General features: G+C 71.7%; 17 protein-coding genes. 12 read left to right on the top strand and 5 right to left on the bottom strand.

Going from position 1 to position 15,882, the window contains the following annotated elements:
- Positions 1–14 precede the first annotated feature (14 nt).
- The 5 genes from alr to ACTVCO_RS03150 are packed head-to-tail and all read left to right on the top strand — an operon-like array spanning position 15 to position 3,979.
- Positions 15–1,196, top strand: coding sequence for an alanine racemase (gene alr, locus ACTVCO_RS03130; RefSeq protein WP_443726915.1), 1,182 nt, complete (start codon positions 15–17; stop codon positions 1,194–1,196).
- Positions 1,193–1,702: a tRNA (adenosine(37)-N6)-threonylcarbamoyltransferase complex ATPase subunit type 1 TsaE gene (gene tsaE / locus ACTVCO_RS03135; protein ID WP_443726916.1), complete on the top strand. Its 510-nt coding sequence runs from the start codon at positions 1,193–1,195 to the stop codon at positions 1,700–1,702. The genes alr and tsaE overlap by 4 nt, the downstream gene beginning before the upstream one ends.
- A 5-nt stretch (positions 1,703–1,707) precedes the next feature.
- On the top strand, positions 1,708–2,421 hold the full coding sequence (gene tsaB / locus ACTVCO_RS03140; RefSeq protein WP_443726917.1) for a tRNA (adenosine(37)-N6)-threonylcarbamoyltransferase complex dimerization subunit type 1 TsaB: 714 nt from the start codon (positions 1,708–1,710) through the stop codon (positions 2,419–2,421).
- Complete coding sequence (rimI, locus tag ACTVCO_RS03145; protein ID WP_443726918.1) at positions 2,418–3,086, top strand: ribosomal protein S18-alanine N-acetyltransferase; 669 nt, start codon at positions 2,418–2,420, stop codon at positions 3,084–3,086. The genes tsaB and rimI overlap by 4 nt, the downstream gene beginning before the upstream one ends.
- A gap of 11 nt (positions 3,087–3,097) precedes the next feature.
- Positions 3,098–3,979, top strand: a complete 882-nt coding sequence (locus tag ACTVCO_RS03150) for a sulfurtransferase (protein WP_443726919.1) — start codon at positions 3,098–3,100, stop codon at positions 3,977–3,979.
- A 103-nt stretch (positions 3,980–4,082) separates the two neighbouring features.
- Here the strand turns inward: ACTVCO_RS03150 and ACTVCO_RS03155 are convergent, their stop codons facing one another.
- Entirely contained in the window at positions 4,083–4,697 is a 615-nt protein-coding gene (locus ACTVCO_RS03155) for a malonic semialdehyde reductase (protein ID WP_443726920.1), read from the bottom strand.
- Between the two features lie 97 nt (positions 4,698–4,794).
- On the opposite strand from ACTVCO_RS03155, the gene tsaD reads away from it, so the two are divergent.
- Positions 4,795–5,838: a tRNA (adenosine(37)-N6)-threonylcarbamoyltransferase complex transferase subunit TsaD gene (gene tsaD, locus ACTVCO_RS03160; RefSeq protein ID WP_443726921.1), complete on the top strand. Its 1,044-nt coding sequence runs from the start codon at positions 4,795–4,797 to the stop codon at positions 5,836–5,838.
- Positions 5,839–5,866: 28 nt separating this feature from the next.
- Here tsaD and ACTVCO_RS03165 read toward each other — a convergent pair whose 3' ends face one another.
- Positions 5,867–7,003, bottom strand: coding sequence for a glutamate--cysteine ligase (locus ACTVCO_RS03165; protein WP_443726922.1), 1,137 nt, complete (start codon positions 7,001–7,003; stop codon positions 5,867–5,869).
- Between the two features lies 1 nt (position 7,004).
- Positions 7,005–8,261 carry a THUMP-like domain-containing protein gene (locus ACTVCO_RS03170; protein WP_443726923.1) on the bottom strand — a complete coding sequence of 419 codons (1,257 nt, stop codon included), beginning with the start codon at positions 8,259–8,261 and terminating at the stop codon, positions 7,005–7,007.
- Positions 8,262–8,514: 253 nt separating this feature from the next.
- On the opposite strand from ACTVCO_RS03170, the gene groES reads away from it, so the two are divergent.
- Together groES and ACTVCO_RS03180 are read left to right on the top strand one after the other, a co-directional pair.
- Complete coding sequence (gene groES, locus ACTVCO_RS03175; protein WP_443726924.1) at positions 8,515–8,811, top strand: co-chaperone GroES; 297 nt, start codon at positions 8,515–8,517, stop codon at positions 8,809–8,811.
- 149 nt (positions 8,812–8,960) lie between these two features.
- Positions 8,961–9,632 carry a GNAT family N-acetyltransferase gene (locus ACTVCO_RS03180; protein WP_443726925.1) on the top strand — a complete coding sequence of 224 codons (672 nt, stop codon included), beginning with the start codon at positions 8,961–8,963 and terminating at the stop codon, positions 9,630–9,632.
- A 129-nt stretch (positions 9,633–9,761) separates the two neighbouring features.
- Here ACTVCO_RS03180 and ACTVCO_RS03185 read toward each other — a convergent pair whose 3' ends face one another.
- Positions 9,762–10,055: a WhiB family transcriptional regulator gene (locus ACTVCO_RS03185; RefSeq protein ID WP_443726926.1), complete on the bottom strand. Its 294-nt coding sequence runs from the start codon at positions 10,053–10,055 to the stop codon at positions 9,762–9,764.
- A 282-nt stretch (positions 10,056–10,337) separates the two neighbouring features.
- Between ACTVCO_RS03185 and ACTVCO_RS03190 the strand changes: the two genes are divergently transcribed.
- From ACTVCO_RS03190 to ACTVCO_RS03205, 4 genes are all read left to right on the top strand, one after another.
- Positions 10,338–11,420: a MerR family transcriptional regulator gene (locus ACTVCO_RS03190; protein ID WP_443726927.1), complete on the top strand. Its 1,083-nt coding sequence runs from the start codon at positions 10,338–10,340 to the stop codon at positions 11,418–11,420.
- A 71-nt stretch (positions 11,421–11,491) separates the two neighbouring features.
- Positions 11,492–13,018: an IMP dehydrogenase gene (guaB, locus tag ACTVCO_RS03195; RefSeq protein ID WP_443726928.1), complete on the top strand. Its 1,527-nt coding sequence runs from the start codon at positions 11,492–11,494 to the stop codon at positions 13,016–13,018.
- A 25-nt stretch (positions 13,019–13,043) separates the two neighbouring features.
- Positions 13,044–14,018, top strand: coding sequence for a pseudouridine synthase (locus ACTVCO_RS03200; RefSeq protein WP_443726929.1), 975 nt, complete (start codon positions 13,044–13,046; stop codon positions 14,016–14,018).
- Positions 14,015–14,650, top strand: a complete 636-nt coding sequence (locus ACTVCO_RS03205) for a class I SAM-dependent methyltransferase (RefSeq protein ID WP_443726930.1) — start codon at positions 14,015–14,017, stop codon at positions 14,648–14,650. The genes ACTVCO_RS03200 and ACTVCO_RS03205 overlap by 4 nt, the downstream gene beginning before the upstream one ends.
- A gap of 65 nt (positions 14,651–14,715) precedes the next feature.
- Here the strand turns inward: ACTVCO_RS03205 and ACTVCO_RS03210 are convergent, their stop codons facing one another.
- On the bottom strand, positions 14,716–15,873 hold the full coding sequence (locus tag ACTVCO_RS03210; RefSeq protein WP_443726931.1) for an SGNH/GDSL hydrolase family protein: 1,158 nt from the start codon (positions 15,871–15,873) through the stop codon (positions 14,716–14,718).
- Positions 15,874–15,882 lie beyond the last annotated feature (9 nt).

A 15,882-nucleotide genomic window follows, 5' to 3' on the forward strand; every position in this document is an offset into this window, starting at 1 on the left:
GGGACAATGGTCAGGTGAACGAGTCCTGGTACCCCGCGCGGGCCCTCGTCGACCTTGAGGCCGTCCGGGGCAATGTCCGCGCGCTGCGCGACGCCGCACCCGGCGCGGCCGTCATGGCTGTCGTCAAGGCCGACGCCTACGGACACGGACTCGTGCCCGTGGCGCGCGCAGCACTCGCTGCCGGTGCGACGTGGCTCGGGGTCGCGCAGCCGGCCGAGGCCCTCGCGCTGCGCGCCGCGGGACTCACCGCGCGCACGCTCACCTGGCTCTACGCGCCCGGCGCACCGCTGGCGGACCTCGTCGCAGCCGACGTCGACGTCTCGGTGCACGCGCCGTGGGCAGTCGAGGAGGTAGGTGCTGCGGCCCGCGCCGCGGGCCGCACGGCCCGCGTCCACCTCAAGGTCGACACAGGCCTCGGACGGTCGGGCGTCCTGCCCGACCGCCTTCCCGAGGTCCTCGCGCGCCTCATGGCGCTGCAGTCCGACGGTCTCGTCACGCTCGTCGGGGTGTGGTCCCACCTCGCGTTCGCGGACGAGCCCGAGCACCCGACGGTGCTCGGCCAGGTCGACGTCTTCGACGGTGCGGTCGCTCTTGCCGAGCGCATGGGCGCGCATCTCGAGGTCCGTCACCTCGCCAACTCCGCGGCGACGCTCACGACGCCGCGCGCCCACTACGACCTCGTCCGGCCCGGCCTCGCCGTGTACGGCCTCACGCCTGTCCCGCAGCTCGGCGGGCCCGAGCGGTACGGCCTGCGGCCCGCGATGACGCTCGAAGCCAGCCTCGCGACCGTCAAGGATGTCCCCGCGGGCCAGGGAGTCTCGTACGGCCACGCCTTCCGGACTCCCCGCGCGACGGTGCTCGGCGACGTGCCCCTCGGCTACGGCGACGGCATACCGCGGCACGCCTCAGGAACGCAGGACGTCCCCGGCGCGCCGATCCTCGTCGGCACGGGACCCGGTGCGCGCACGCTCCACGTCACGGGCCGCGTCTGCATGGACCAGCTGATGATCGACCTTGGCCCCGGTGCGAACGAGAGAGCAGGGGAGACCGTCGTCCTCTTCGGTGACCCGGCCACCGGGGCTCCCTCGGCGCAGGACTGGGCCGAGGCCTGCGGGACCATCAGCTACGAGATCATCACCCGACTGGGCGCGCGCGTACCGCGCATCCACCGGCACGCCGAGGAGAACCCCACGTGAGCGTCACGAAGACGACCTTCGACCTGCCCGACGCCGCCGTGACGCGCGCGTGGGGAACCGCGCTCGCGGGCATCCTGCGCGCAGGGGACCTCGTCGTCCTCACGGGCGACCTGGGTGCGGGCAAGACGACCCTCACGCAGGGCATCGGTGCGGGTCTCGACGTGCGCGGCCAGGTGGCGTCGCCCACCTTTGTCATCGCGCGGGTGCATCCGCCGCTTCACGACGGCCCTGCCCTCGTGCACGTCGACGCCTACCGGCTGGGATCGCTCGACGACGTCGACGCGCTCGACCTCGACACGTCTCTCGAGGACTCGGTGACGATCGTCGAGTGGGGCGAGGGCCTCGTCGAAGCGCTCGCGGACGACCGCCTCGAGGTGACCCTCGCCCGGCCACGCGGCGATTTCAACCCCGACGTCGACGCCGCGGCCGGAGTCCGCCACGTGACCGTCCGCGCGTTCGGTGAGCGGTGGTCCGACGTCGTCGTCCCTCGTCCCCACGTAGGCTGAGGCTCATGCCCACGCAGTACGTCCTCAGCATCGACACGTCGGTCGCCGTCGCGGTCGCGCTCACGCGCGCCGACGGGAGCGTCGTGGCCGCACGCGCGTCCGCGGCCGCGCGGCTCCAGGCCGAGAGCCTCGCCCCGTTGCTCGCTGAGGTTCTCGCCGAGGCCGGCGTGGCTCCGCGTGAGATCGCCGAGGTCGTCGTCGGGACGGGTCCGGCACCGTTCACTGGGCTACGCGTCGGGCTCGTCTCTGCCCAGACCTTCGCGCTCGCGATCGGCGCCCCGGTCCGCGGTGTGTGCAGCCTCGACGCGGTCGCGCTCGAAGCGGCCAGCACCCGGGGCCTCGCCCCTGGAACGTCCGTCGTCGTCGTGACCGACGCGAAGCGTCGCGAGGTCTACTGGGCTCGCTACACGGTCGGCACCGACGCAGCGAGCCTCGTGCGCACGGCGGGCCCGGGTGTTGCGGCCCCCCTCGTGCTCGCCGAGGACGGCACGACGGCCGACGCCGTCATCGTCGGTCCAGGCGTCGCCCTCTACGGCGACGTGCTGAGCCGTGGCGCGCTCGCAGACCACGCCGACGCCGTCGTGCAGCCCGACCCGGCCGTCCTCGTCCAGCTGTCCGCCGCTGCCGGAGCCCGCGGCGAGGACCGCGACCCCGCGCCCCTCTACCTGCGTCGCCCCGACGCGCAGGTTCCCGCGGCCAGCAAGAGGGCGACCGGATGAGCGAGGGGACGACTCCCGAGGACCTCGAGATGACGATCGACCTCAGCGCGCAGCGCGAGGTCATCGAGGCGGCGTACGCGGAGCGCGAGGCCGCGGCCGCGCACGAGGCCGCAGCCGTCACGGTGCCCGTCGCGCCCACCGCCCCACGCGAGCATCCGCCGCTCGAGGCCGACAGCCCGATCGCAGGCGGCTATCACCTGCGGCCCCTCGCATGGGCGGACATCACCCGGGTCGCGGCCCTCGAGGTCGAGCTCTTCGGTCCGAGCGCGTGGACGATGGGCATGCTGACCGAGGAGCTCCGCGGGCGCGGACGGTGGTACATCGCAGCGCAGCCGGACGGCGAGGGCGTGCCCGCGCCGCTCGTCGGCTACGCGGGCCTGTGGTTCGACGGCGACAGCTGCCACCTCATGACGATCGGCATCGACCCGCGGGTCGCGGGACGCGGGCTCGGTGGCGCCATGCTCGACGCGCTCATCGAGCGCGCCCGCGAGATCGACGCGATCTCCCTCATCCTCGAGGTTGCGGTCGACAACGAGCGCGCGATCGCCATGTACGCGTCGCGCGGCTTCGAGACGATCGGCGTGCGCAAGCGGTACTACCAGCCCGAGGACGTCGACGCCTACACGATGCAGCTTCCGCTCCGCGACGGGGCGGCCGATCACTGACGGAGGTCCACATGTGCGTGCGTGAGGATGTTCTTGCGAGTCCGGCCATGGTGCGGGGGATGCTCGATGCCGAACGACCGGTCGTCCTCCTTGACGTCCGGTGGGCACTGGGCCGCAGCGACGGGCACGAGCGGTACGTCGCGGGCCACCTTCCCGGCGCCGTCTACGTGGACCTCGACACGGAGCTCGCCGCTGCGCCGTCGCCCGCTGCGGGACGCCATCCTCTTCCCGCGCTGAGCGATCTGGAGGCGTCCGCAAGGCGCTGGGGGATCTCGGACGACGTGAGCGTCGTCGTGTACGACGACGGGGGCGGCACGAGCGCCGCACGTGCGTGGTGGCTCCTGCGCTGGGCGGGGCTCGACGACGTGCGCATCCTCGACGGCGGCCTCGCGGCGTGGACGCGTGCGGGCGGCGAGGTGGAGTCGGGGGAGGTGCGGCCGACGCCGGGGAACGTCGTGCTGGAGGGCGGGCAGATGCCCGTGACCGACGCCGACGGCGCCGGTGCCCTCGCGGCCGAACCGGGTGCGGGGGTCGTGCTCGACGCGCGCGCGGGCGAGCGGTTCCGCGGCGAGGTCGAGCCGGTCGACCCACGTGCGGGCCACGTGCCTGGCGCGGTGAGTGCGCCGACGGCCGACAACCTCGATGCCGACGGGCGGTTCCTCGACGACGCGCGCCTGCGTGCGCGCTTCGAGACGCTCGGGGTCGACGTCGCCGCGTGGCAGCCGGGGGACCCTCGGCCCAACCTGCCGGTCGTCGTCTACTGCGGCTCGGGCGTGACCGCGGCGCACCAGATCGCGGCGCTTGCGAGCGTCGGCGTGGCTGTGACGCTGTATGCGGGCTCCTGGTCGCAGTGGTCGAACGACCCGAGCCGTGAGGTGGCGACCGGGGCCTGAGCCGCGGCACCGCGACCGCTCTGGGCTCGGGAGCAGACTGCTCGTACGAGCGTGGCGCCGCACCCCGGCGGGGGTGCAGCGCCACGCTCGTGCGGGTGCCGGCTCAGACGGTGCGGGAGACCTCAGCGGCGTCGAGGCGCGCGGCACGCGGGTACGTCGCACCCTCGACGGCGGGAGCCTGCCCGACGTTGATGATGAACAGCGCGCGCCAGCTCTCGTCCTCGAAGAGGTCGGCCTCGAGGCCGGTGGCGTCCTGGATGCCCATGGGGCCGACCTGGAGGCCGCTCGCACGCAGCGCGGTGATGAGGTAGCCCGCCTGGATCGAGGCGTTCATGCGCGCCATGCCCTCGCGGACCGTGGGCTGTCCGTCGAGTCCGGCGGCGATCGCAGCGGCGTGCGGGGCGAGGCGATCGAGGCGCTCGTGGAACGCGGTGTCCGCGGCAACGACGAGCGTCACCGGGGCGGCGAGGACGCCCTCGTGGTTGCCCTCACCGAGGTGGGTGATGAGACGGGCGCGGGCCTCGGGGCTGCGCACGACGAGGTAGCGCAAGGGCGAGGTGTTGAGTGCGGTCGGACCCCAGCGCATGAGGTCGTAGGCCGCAGCGATCTCCTCGTCGGAGACCTCGTCGGGGGAGAAGCGCTTGATCGTGCGAGCGTCGCGGAACAGGAGGTTCGCGGTCGCGTCGTCGATGGCCGCGGGTGAGTCGTCGAGCGTCATGGTCATACAACTCTCAACCACGCTCTCCGGGGGCATCTTCCCGCTCGCCAGCCGTTGTGAGGCAGGTCACCGGTCTGCGCGCCGTATTCTGGAGGACATGAGCGAACCCCTCGTCCTTGGTATTGAGACGTCGTGCGACGAGACGGGCGTCGCGCTCGTCCGGGGGCGCGAGCTCCTCGTCGACGCCGTCGCCTCCTCGATGGACGAGCACGCTCGCTTCGGCGGGATCATCCCGGAGATCGCCTCGCGCGCTCACCTCGAGGCCATGGTGCCGACGATCCGTCGGGCGCTCGAGCAGGCCGACGTCGACCTCTCCGAGGTCGACGCGGTCGCGGTCACCGCGGGGCCCGGGCTCCAGGGCCCCCTGACGATCGGTGCGTCCGCAGCGAAGGCGCTTTCCGTTGCGCTCGGCAAGCCGCTCTACGGCGTCAATCACGTCATCGGGCATGCCGCGGTCGACGAGCTTGTGCACGGAGCGTTCCCCGAGCGCGCCATGGCACTCGTCGTCTCGGGTGGGCACTCCTCGCTCCTGCTCGTCGACGACATCGCGACGTCCGTCACCGAGCTCGGCTCGACGCTCGACGACGCCGCGGGCGAAGCGTTCGACAAGGTGGGCCGTCTGCTCGGGCTGCCCTACCCGGGCGGTCCGCACATCGACCGGCTCGCACGCGAGGGCGACCCGACTGCGATCCGCTTCCCCCGCGCGCTCACCCTGCCCAAGGACCAGGCGGAGCACGCCTACGACTTCTCGTTCTCGGGGCTCAAGACGGCCGTCGCGCGATGGGTCGAGGCGCGCCGCGACGCGGGCGAGGAGATCCCGCTCAACGACGTCTCGGCGTCCTTTGCGGCCGCTGTCGCCGACGTCCTCACCGCGAAGACGATCCGGGCGTGTGAGCTCCACGGCGTCGACACGCTCGTCATCGGGGGCGGATTCTCCGCGAACTCCCAGCTGCGGGACATGGCGGCACTGCGGTGCGCGGAGGCCGGCATCACGTTGCGCATCCCGCCGATCCGCTACTGCACGGACAACGGGGCCATGATCGCTGCGCTCGGTTCGGCGCTCGTGCGCGCCGACGTGGCGCCGTCCTCGCTCGACATCCCCGTGGACTCGTCGATGGCGCTCACGGTCACGCACGTCTGAGACGTGCGGGCGGCCTTGAGCGGGCGGCCTACAGCGGGCGGCCTGCTCGGAGCTCGGCGACGAGGTTCTCGACGACCGGGCCGAGCTCGCCGCCGTTGCGGCGCGCGACCGCGCGCTGCCGTTGATACCCCGCGCCCTTGCGCAGGATCGTGCGCACCTCGTCGAGCTCGTCGAGGCAACCGAGCCGGGCCGCGGTCGGCTCGAGCTCGTGCAGGAGGCGCGCCACTGCGTCGCGCACCAGCTCTTCATCCCCCGACCGGTCGAGGATGAGGATCGCATCCATCCCGTAGCGGGCCGAGCGCCACTTGTTCTCCTGCACGAACCACGGCGGCAGCGTCGGGATCTCCCGGCCCTCGTCGAGGAGCGTCGAGAGATGCTCGACGAGGCAGTGCGTGAGTGCCGCGAGAGCGAGCACCTCGGTGATATTCGAGGAGCCGTCAGAGATCCGGGTCTCGAGGGTCCCGAAGCGCGGTGAGGGCCGCAGGTCCCACCGGATCTCGTCGACGTCGTCGATGACGCCCGTGCGGATCATGTCGTCGGCGTAGCCCTCGAGCTGCTCCCACGTCTCGAACTGGAACGGCAACCCTGCTGTGGGCAGCTGCTGGAACATGAGCGCGCGGTTGGACGCGTACCCCGTGTCCTTGCTGCCCCAGAACGGGCTCGACGCGCTCAGCGCTTGCAGGTGCCCGAAGTAGGGGAGCATGCCACGGGCGATGGGCAGCACCTTGGCGCGGTCCTCGATCCCGACGTGGACGTGGACGCCATAGATGAGCATCTGCCGACCCCACCACTGGGTGCGGTCGATGAGGGTCGCGTAACGCTCCTTGTCCGTGACCTTCTGCTGGGCCCAACGCGCGAACGGGTGGGTTCCCGCGCACATGAGCTCGACGCGCAGCGGGTCCGTGATCTCGCGGATCTCCGCGATCGCGCGCTCGAGGTCGTCGCCTGCGCCGCGCACGGTGCGGTTGATCCCAGAGACGACCTCGACCGTGTTGAGGAGCAGCTCCTGCCGGATGTGCGGGTGCTGGCCGCCGCCCGGGGGCTCGACCGCGTCGAGGACGGTCTGAGCGACCTGACGCAGGTCACCCGAGTCCTTGTCCACGAGGGCGAGCTCCCACTCGATCCCGACGGTCGACCGCTCGGACTGCGCGAAGGGCAGGTGCATGTCAGACCTCCGTGGCTGAGGATCCCGGCCCCATGAGGGGCTCGACGACGAGGATGGTCTGTGCGCCCGCGACGCGGGTGAGCACGATGTGCCCCTCGTGCGGGCCGTGGAGCGCGAGCTGCTTGCGCAGTGTCTCGGGGACGACGGCGGTGCCGCGCTTCTTGATCGTCAGGCGTCCGACCTCGCGCTCACGGAGGTAGGCCTTGAGTCGTTTGAGCGAGAACGGCATCGTGTCGAGCACGCGGTAGCCGGTCGCGAGGGTGGCGTCGCCTGCGGCGGCGGCGTCGGCCCAGCCCGGGGAGATCGTCTCGGTCGTGATGTAGGCGATCGTCGGGTCGAGGAGTCGTCCGCCGAGCTCGCGGGCGACGGTCGCGACGCGGCCGGCACGGACGGCGGCGCCGTCGGGCTCGAAGAGGTACGAGCCGACCGGCCCCACCTCGACGTCGTCGTCGGTGAGGACCGGGGGGAGCGCGCGTGCGCTCACGGACCCGTCGGCGCGCGTGCGCAGGACGAGGACGGAACGCCCCGGGCCCTCGGCGAGAGGGCCGAACCACAGGCCTGCCTCGAGGACGTGACCGTCGAGCGAGACCCACTGCGCCTCAGCGTCGCTCGGGAGGCCCGCGTGCGGGATCCCTGGACCCACCTTGATGCCGACCGCGGGCACGACGTCGCGCAGGGCCCACACCTCGTCGAGTGGCGGCGCATAAGCGCGCGGGTCGAAGACGCGCGTTCCGGTCCCTGTGCGACGCGCGGGGTCGGCGTAGATGCCGTCGATGCCCTCGGCTGCGAGCTCGATCTGGAGGCCGTCGCCCAGGCGAACCTCGGCCTCGGGGAAGTGGCGGAGGTTGACGGTTGCGAGGGCCGCGGTCTCTTCGTCGCGGTCGACCGCGAGGACGCGCAGGCCCGAGGCGGCGAAGGTCATCGAGTCCGCGCCGAGCCCGCACGTGAGGTCGGCAACCTTGGTCACGCCCGCGGTGAGGTACCGCTGGGCGTGCCGGGCCGCGACCGGGAGCCGGGTCGCCTGCTCGAGGCCGCCCGGGGTGAAGAGCATGCCGTCGGCGAACTCGCCGAACTTGTCGCGCGCCTTCGTGCGCAGCCGCGACTGGGTGAGGACGGCCGCGACGAGATCGGGGTCGGTCCCGTCGGCGCGCAGGCGCTCGGACAGGCGCATGGCCGTCGCTTCGTCGTACGGCGGGAGCGCGTTGAGCAGCGCCCACCCCTCGGGCTGGAGGAGCAGGGAGAGAGCGGCGCGGTCCATGTCCTCGATACTTCCATGGCGCTGGCCCGCGAGCGACGGCCGCTCGGTCGGGTCGTGCGTGTACGCCGACGGCGGACACGCACGAGCGCGCTAGCACTCGCCTTGACCGAGTGCTAACGCGGGCCTAGATTTGGTCTCGGAACATCTCCTCGTGAGATGGGACGAGGACTCCGTGCGACCCCCGCGACGGCGCTCGTGCAGTCATCGTCCGCCCCCATCTATCCGTAGCCACAACGTGAAGGGGAGGTCCGACGTGTCGGTCCCCATCAAGCCGCTCGAGGACAAGATCGTCATCAAGTCGATCGAGGCTGAGACGACCACCGCCTCCGGTCTGTTCATCCCGGACACCGCCAAGGAGAAGCCGCAGGAGGGCGAGGTCCTCGCTGTCGGCCCCGGCCGCGTCGACGACAAGGGCAACCGCATTCCGCTCGACGTCGCTGTCGGTGACAAGGTCATCTACTCCAAGTACGGCGGCACCGAGGTCAAGTACGCGGGCGAGGAGTACCTCGTGCTCTCCGTGCGCGACATCCTCGCCGTCGTCGCCGGCTGACCTCAGCCTCGCGATTCCCCAGCCCCGCCGCCCCTCTCGAGGGACGGCGGGGCTGCGTCGTTGACGGGGAGCGCGAACCGCCCGGGGGAGCGTGGGACGCTGCAGGTGTCGAGCGGTTCCGCCGGCGCGGGTAGCGATATCGTCCGTTCATGGCACCCACGACAGCGACACCACTGTCCGACATGTGGCCGGTCGCCGGTCTCCGAGCACGCGAGGGCAACCTCGAGCTCCGATTCATCGACGACGCGACGCTCGCCGAGCTCGCCGACCTCGTCGTCCGGGGCGTCCACGACCCCGGCTTCATGCCGTTCCTCGTGCCGTGGACGCAAGGAACCCCTGAGCAGGTGCGCCGCGGCTTCCTCGCCTACCACTGGGGAGCTCGAGCGAGCCTCTCGTCCGACCGGTGGAGCCTCGAGCTCGCGGTCGTCGTCGACGGACAGGTTGTGGGCATCCAGTCGCTCTTCGCGAAGGACTTTCCCGTCGTGCGCTCGGCAGAGACCGGATCGTGGCTCGGACGGGAGTTCCACGGGCAGGGGATCGGTACCCGGATGCGGCGCGTCGCCGTCGACCTGGCTGTCGTGGGTCTCGGCGCGGACGAGGTCGTCTCCGAGGCGTTCGTCGACAACCCGGGCTCATGCCGCGTGAGCGAGAAGGTCGGCTACGCCGACAACGGCCGACACCTCACGAGCCGCGGTGGCGAGCAGGTCGAGTCGCGCCGGTTCCGGCTGACGAGGGACGCGTGGCTCGCGGGCGCGCGGCCGGACGTCGAGTTCGTCGGGCTCGAGGGGGCGCGTCGTCAGCTGGGGCTCGACGCGAGGTGACCCGACCGCTGTGCTGAGGCGACGGGCTCATCGATTGTCGTGATGTCCCCTGAGGCCGCGCCGCCGCACGCCTCGATGCGACGAGCCCCGCAGCTCAGGAGGGCTGCGGGGCTCGTGACGGGTGTGTGGTCAGACGACCTTGGCGTGCTGCGGATCAGCGAGGATCGCGGTGCGGTCGTCCTCGGAGAGGCCACCCCAGACGCCGTACGGCTCACGGATGCGGAGCGCCTGCTCGCGGCACTGCTTGAGGACGGGGCACGAGTGGCAGATCGCCTTGGCTGCCTCAGCGCGGCGCCGACGAGCGCTGCCGCGCTCACCCTCGGGATGGAAGAAGAGAGTGTCGTCAGCGTCGCGGCACGAGCCCTGGTACTGCCACTCCCACAGGTCCATCACAGGCCCAGGAAGGCGTGAGATCTCAGTCATCGTGGTCTTCTCCTCGTGTGCAGGCCTTCGAGGTGGCCTGCGTCCCCTCCGCACGAGCGGCTATGAGTCCCCCTTGGGCTCCCCGTGCACTGGTTGAACGCTACAACTTGGTCAGAACTTGTTCAAGTCGCGACCGCTGCAACGCTTTGAGGCATCGGATGGGCGCCGAATCGCTCCAGGGGGGTCGTGGGTGGCGCGTTTTGGTGTGGTGTGCTCGAGTCGTGACCGCTCGGTGACCGTGTTCGGTTGGCGGCAGCGCGGCTGGCTGGGCAGAATCGAGCCATGCACAGTGAGCGCGAGGTTGCCGGCGAGACCCGAGGGGTCTCCGAGGCGCCCGTCGAACTGGCTGCGGTTCGTGCCGCGAACCCCGGGGTGGCTGTCGCGGTCGTCGCGAAGCGTCTGGGAGTCGCTCCTGCGACCCTGCGCACGTGGGACCGCCGGTACGGGCTCGGCCCCTCCGAACGCTCGGCCGGGGCGCACCGCCGCTACACCCGTGACGACGTCCTCCGTCTTCTCGTCATGCAGCGGCTCACGATCGAAGGTGTGGCACCGGCTGATGCCGCACGCGCCGCGCTCGAGGCGGACCTCGAGGTCGAGCGCGCCAACCGCGACAAGGCCGTGATCGAGCAAGAAGAAGCCCGCCGAAGAGCTTCCCACCGCGGCGCCACGAGCCAGCCAGCGCCGCGCGTGGTTCACTTCGCCCCCCGCGGCGAATCGCTTGCGGCCCACGCGGGCCCCTCGGACGTCGTTGAGGCGGCGCTCGCACTCGACGAGGATCGGATCTCGCAGATCCTCGCGATCAGTCCCTCGGGCGACATCCTCGCGTGGTGGACGAACCTCGTCGCCCCAGCGCTCACCAAGCTGTCCGAGCGCACTGTGCTCGCCAAGCCCGGCGAGTCCTTCCTCCCCGCGCTCGTCGCCGCAGGCCTCAGAGCGCTGCGCGACCGCCAGGTCGCCCACGAGCACGAGAACGGCACGCCCCACCCGAGCCAGATGCGCCGTATCGTCCTCGTCTTCACCCCGCCCGGTGAACAGCACTCGCTCGCTGCGCACACCCTCGCCTCCGCGCTCACCGCGCGTGGCGTCATGGCCCGCGTCGTCGTCGGTCGCACCGACCCCCGCCGTGTCCAGGAGATCGTCGCCATGGTGCGACCCGTCGCCGTCACGGTCATCGCGCTCTCGGCCTCGCCGGACCTCAGCCTCGTCGAGAGCCTCCACGCCAACGAGCCCGACCTGCCGATCTTCGTCGGCCTGGCCGACGACGCGACCGCGGCGAGCGTCCCGCTCGCGGCGAACGTCCAGCGCGCCCGCTCGTTCTCAGGTCTGTTCTACGAGGTTCAAGCGTTCGCCTCGCGCCTCTCCTGACACCGCCGAGCGGCTCGCTCAGGAGACGGACGTCACCGCGGCGCGTGACCAGTCCGACGTACGATGACCACGTGACCGAGCCTGCATACCTCGCCGACGTCCCCAACCCGTTCGCTTTCGAGGGCCTGACGTATGACGACGTCCTGCTCCTGCCGAACGAGACCGACGTCATCCCGTCCGAGGTCGACACGACCGCGCGCCTCACCCGCGAAATCACGATGCGCGTCCCGCTGCTCTCCGCAGCGATGGACACCGTGACCGAGGCTCGCATGGCGATCGCGATGGCGCGCCAGGGCGGCATCGGCATCGTCCACCGCAACCTGTCGATCGAGACGCAGGCTGGTCAGGTCGACCTCGTCAAGCGCTCCGAGTCCGGCATGATCACCGACCCCGTGACGGTCGGCCCCGACGCGACGCTCGCCGAGCTCGACGACCTGTGCGGCCGCTACCGCGTCTCGGGCCTGCCCGTCGTCGACGACGACCGTCGGCTCGTCGGAATCATCACGAACCGCGACCTGCGCTTCGTCAACCCGGCCGAGTTCCCGACCCGTCGCGTGGCCGAGGCCATGACGCCCATGCCGCTCATCACCGCGCCCGTCGGCATCTCGCGGGCTGAGGCCGCCGAGCTGCTCGGCCGCAACCGCATAGAGAAGCTGCCTCTCGTCGACTCCGATGGCCGCCTCAAGGGCCTCATCACCGTCAAGGACTTCGTCAAGACGGAGCAGTACCCGGCCGCCACGAAGGACGACGAGGGCCGCCTGCGCGTCGGTGCCGCGATCGGCTTCTTCGGCGACGCCTACGAGCGCGCAGGTGCGCTCACCGAAGCCGGCGTCGACGTCCTCGTGGCTGACACCGCCAACGGCCACGCCCGCCTCCTGCTCGACATGGTGCGCAAGCTGAAGGCTGACCCGTTCTTCGCGGGCGTGCAGATCATCGGCGGCAACGTCGCCACCCGCGCCGGAGCGCAGGCGCTCGTCGACGCGGGCATCGACGCCGTCAAGGTCGGCGTTGGCCCCGGCTCGATCTGCACGACGCGCGTCGTCGCAGGCGTCGGCGTCCCCCAGGTGACCGCGATCTACGAGGCGTCGCTCGCGTGCCGCCCCGCGGGCGTCCCCGTCATCGGTGACGGTGGCCTGCAGTACTCCGGTGACATCGCGAAGGCGCTCGTCGCCGGCGCTGACACCGTCATGCTCGGTTCCCTCCTCGCCGGGTGCGACGAGTCGCCCGGCGACCTCGTCTTCGTCAACGGCAAGCAGTTCAAGCTCTACCGGGGCATGGGCTCGATCGGCGCCATGGCGTCGCGCGGCAAGAAGGTGTCCTACTCCAAGGACCGCTACTTCCAGGCCGACGTCGCCTCCGACGACAAGATCGTCCCCGAGGGCATCGAGGGCCAGGTGCCCTACCGTGGCCCGCTCGGTGCCGTCGCCCACCAGCTCGTCGGCGGCCTGCACCAGTCGATGTTCTACGTCGGAGCTCACACGATTCCCCAGCTTCAGCAGCGTGGCCGCTTCGTGCGGATCACGGCGGCAGGGCTCAAGGAGTCGCACCCGCACGACATCCAGATGACGGTCGAGGCCCCGAACTACACCGGGCGCTGATGCGGGGCCCGCACCGGGGGCGCGCGTGAGCCGTCGCGGGAGGCGGCCTGCCCCGCTGCCCGTGCGGGACGGGCTCAACCCCACGCGTCTCTCGCTGCCCCCGGAGGGTGCGTGGGCGACGCTCGTCGACTACCTCGAGAGTCGCTTCCCACACGGCGCTGCGCGCGTGCGCGAGCAGGTCGGGAGCGGCGAGGTCGTCGACGAGCTCGGACGCCCGTACACGCTCGACTCGCCGTACCCGGCGGGTGGGCTCGCGTACCTCTACCGTGACGTCGCCCCCGAGAGCCGTGTCCCGTTCGAGATCGATGTCCTCCACCGCGACGAGAACCTCGTCGTCGTCGACAAGCCGCACTTCCTCGCCGTGACACCCCGGGGCGCATGGGTGACCGAGACCGTCCTCGTGCGACTGCGCCGCGAGCTCGGGCTGCCTGATCTGTCTCCGGCTCACCGCCTCGACCGGCCCACGGCCGGGGTCCTCGTCCTCACGATGCGGCCCGAGGTGCGCGGCGCGTACCAGGAGCTCTTCGCCAGGCGCACGGTGGCGAAGGTCTACGAGGCTGTCGTCACGCTGCCTGCGGGCCTCGAACTGCCGACGACGGTGCGCTCACGGATCGTCAAGCAGCACGGCGTCCACCAGGCCGCGAACGTGGCGGGCGACGTTAACGCGGTGACGCACGTGTCGCTGATGCGCCCCCTCGCGGGCGATCGCGCGCTCGTGCGGCTGCGGCCCGAGACGGGGCGGACCCACCAGCTCCGCATTCACCTCGCGGGGCTCGGCGCGCCGATCGTCGGCGACGACCTCTACCCGGCCGAGCGCGAGGTTGCGCCGGGCGACTACTCGAACCCGCTGCAGCTGCTCGCCCGGTCGATCTCGTTCGACGACCCGCTTACCGGGGTCCGACGCGAGTTCGTCTCACGTCGAACACTTGCCTCGGTCGAGGCCGCAGCCCCGGTCATGACCGGGACGGACCCGGACGCGTCCGATAGCGTCGATCCATGATGCGAAGCCCCCGTCCCTCGCCCGCCGAGTTCTGGGAGGAGCTCTACACCGAGGAGGGCCGACGGTGGTCGGGGCGCGTCAACGCGTCGACGGCAGACGTCGTGCGAGGGCTTGCGCCCGGCCGGTCCCTCGACCTGGGCTGCGGTGAAGGCGGCGACGTCGTCTGGTGCGCCCGCAACGGTTGGGAGGCGACAGGGGTCGACATCTCGCCGACCGCGATCGCGCGCGGCGAGGCGGCTGCGGCTGCTGACGGGCTCGGGGAGCGGACGCACTTCGTTGTGGCTGACCTCGCGACGTGGGCACCCGCGACGGCGTTTGACCTCGTGACGGCGAGCTTCTTCCAGTCGCCCGTCGAGCTCTCGCGCGGGGAGATCCTGCGGCGGGTCGCCGCCTCGATCGCTCCGGGCGGTCACCTCGTCGTCGTCTCGCACGCGGCCGCGCCGCCGTGGATGACCGCGAAGCACGAGGGCCATGGGACCTTCCCGACGCCCGAGTCTGAGGTGGCTGAGATCGCGCTCGACCCCGCGACCTGGACGGTCATCGTTGCCGAGGTGCGGCGGCGCGCGGCCGTCGGGCCTGATGGGGCCGAGGCGGAGCTTGACGACTCGGTCGTCGTTCTGCGGCGCGGCTGACGAGCGCACGCCGGCGTCCCAGCGAGGGTCATGGTCATGACTCTCGCGGGGTGACCGCGGCGGGTCTATCGCGCGCGGAACGGCCCGTTGACGAACACTGCCCGGGTGAAACGTTCGCCGATGAGCCGGTGGGACTCGGCGTCGGGGTGGAGGTTGTCGCGCAGCGGGTGCGCGTCTTCGTCGGCAGCTCCATACAGGGTGAGGCCGTCGAGGAGGAAGAGGTGAGGGTCGTCGGCTGCGCGCTCAGCGACGATGCGCTCGAGCTCGGTGCGCAGCGACGCCAGCGTGATCTTGCCGGCGCGCACCTCGTCGGGGTTGCCCGTTGCACGGAACGCGAGGCGCCCTTCGGCGAGCGCCTCGGGGTCGAAGGCGCCGGGCCCGGGCGTCTCTTCGTGGATGCGGCAGTGCAGGGGCGTGATGATGAGCAGCGGGGTCGCCCGGTGCCCGTCGCGGACGGTGTCGAGGAACCCGTGGATCCCGGCCCGGAACGCACGCAGGCGCATGAGGTCGGCGTTGACGAGGTTGATGCCGAGCGCGACCGAGAGGAGGTCGGCAGGGGTGTCACGCATGAGCCGGGCCATGAACGGATCGAGGAGCGCGCTTCCGCCGAACCCGAGGTTGCGCAGCTCGACGCCGCCCGAGCGTGCGGCGATTGCGGTCCACGTGCCCGTCGGGTGCGCTGCGTTGGACCCCTGGCTGATCGAGCTGCCGTGGTGGACCCAGCGGCGGCCCGTGGGTGCGGTGGGGGTGACGGCTGCGTTGGCCCGCACCTCGACGATGTCGAGGGTCTCGTTGTGGGGGAGCCAGATCTCGATGTCCTTGGCGTGCGAGGCCAGTCCCGTGAACGTCTCGACGAGGTCCTCACCGGGGATGAGCGTGGGCGCGCCCGTCGCCATGTCGAGCTCGGTCGTCGTGCCGCCGCTCGTCCGGCGGTGCGCGACGACCTCTCCGTCGACGACGAGGTCGATTCCGCCGTCGGGCCGCGTGGGAGCGCCCGCGTACGTGACGCGGGTGCGGTGCGCCGTGAGCGTCACCTCGGTGGCCGCGGTGCGCAGGGCGATGCGGACGCCTGCGCCCTGCGACTCGACCATGGAGAGCTGTGGGTCGGCAGCCTGAGCGAGGGCCCACGCGGGCAGGCGGTGCGGTGCGACCCCGCGCGGTGTTGGCTCGAGGCGCTCGGCGCCGCGGACATAGTCAAGCGTGAGGGGGACGGTGTGGTGCATTGTCGGAGG

The sequence above is a fragment of the Sanguibacter sp. A247 genome, assembly GCF_052324925.1.
Classification (GTDB): domain Bacteria; phylum Actinomycetota; class Actinomycetes; order Actinomycetales; family Cellulomonadaceae; genus Flavimobilis.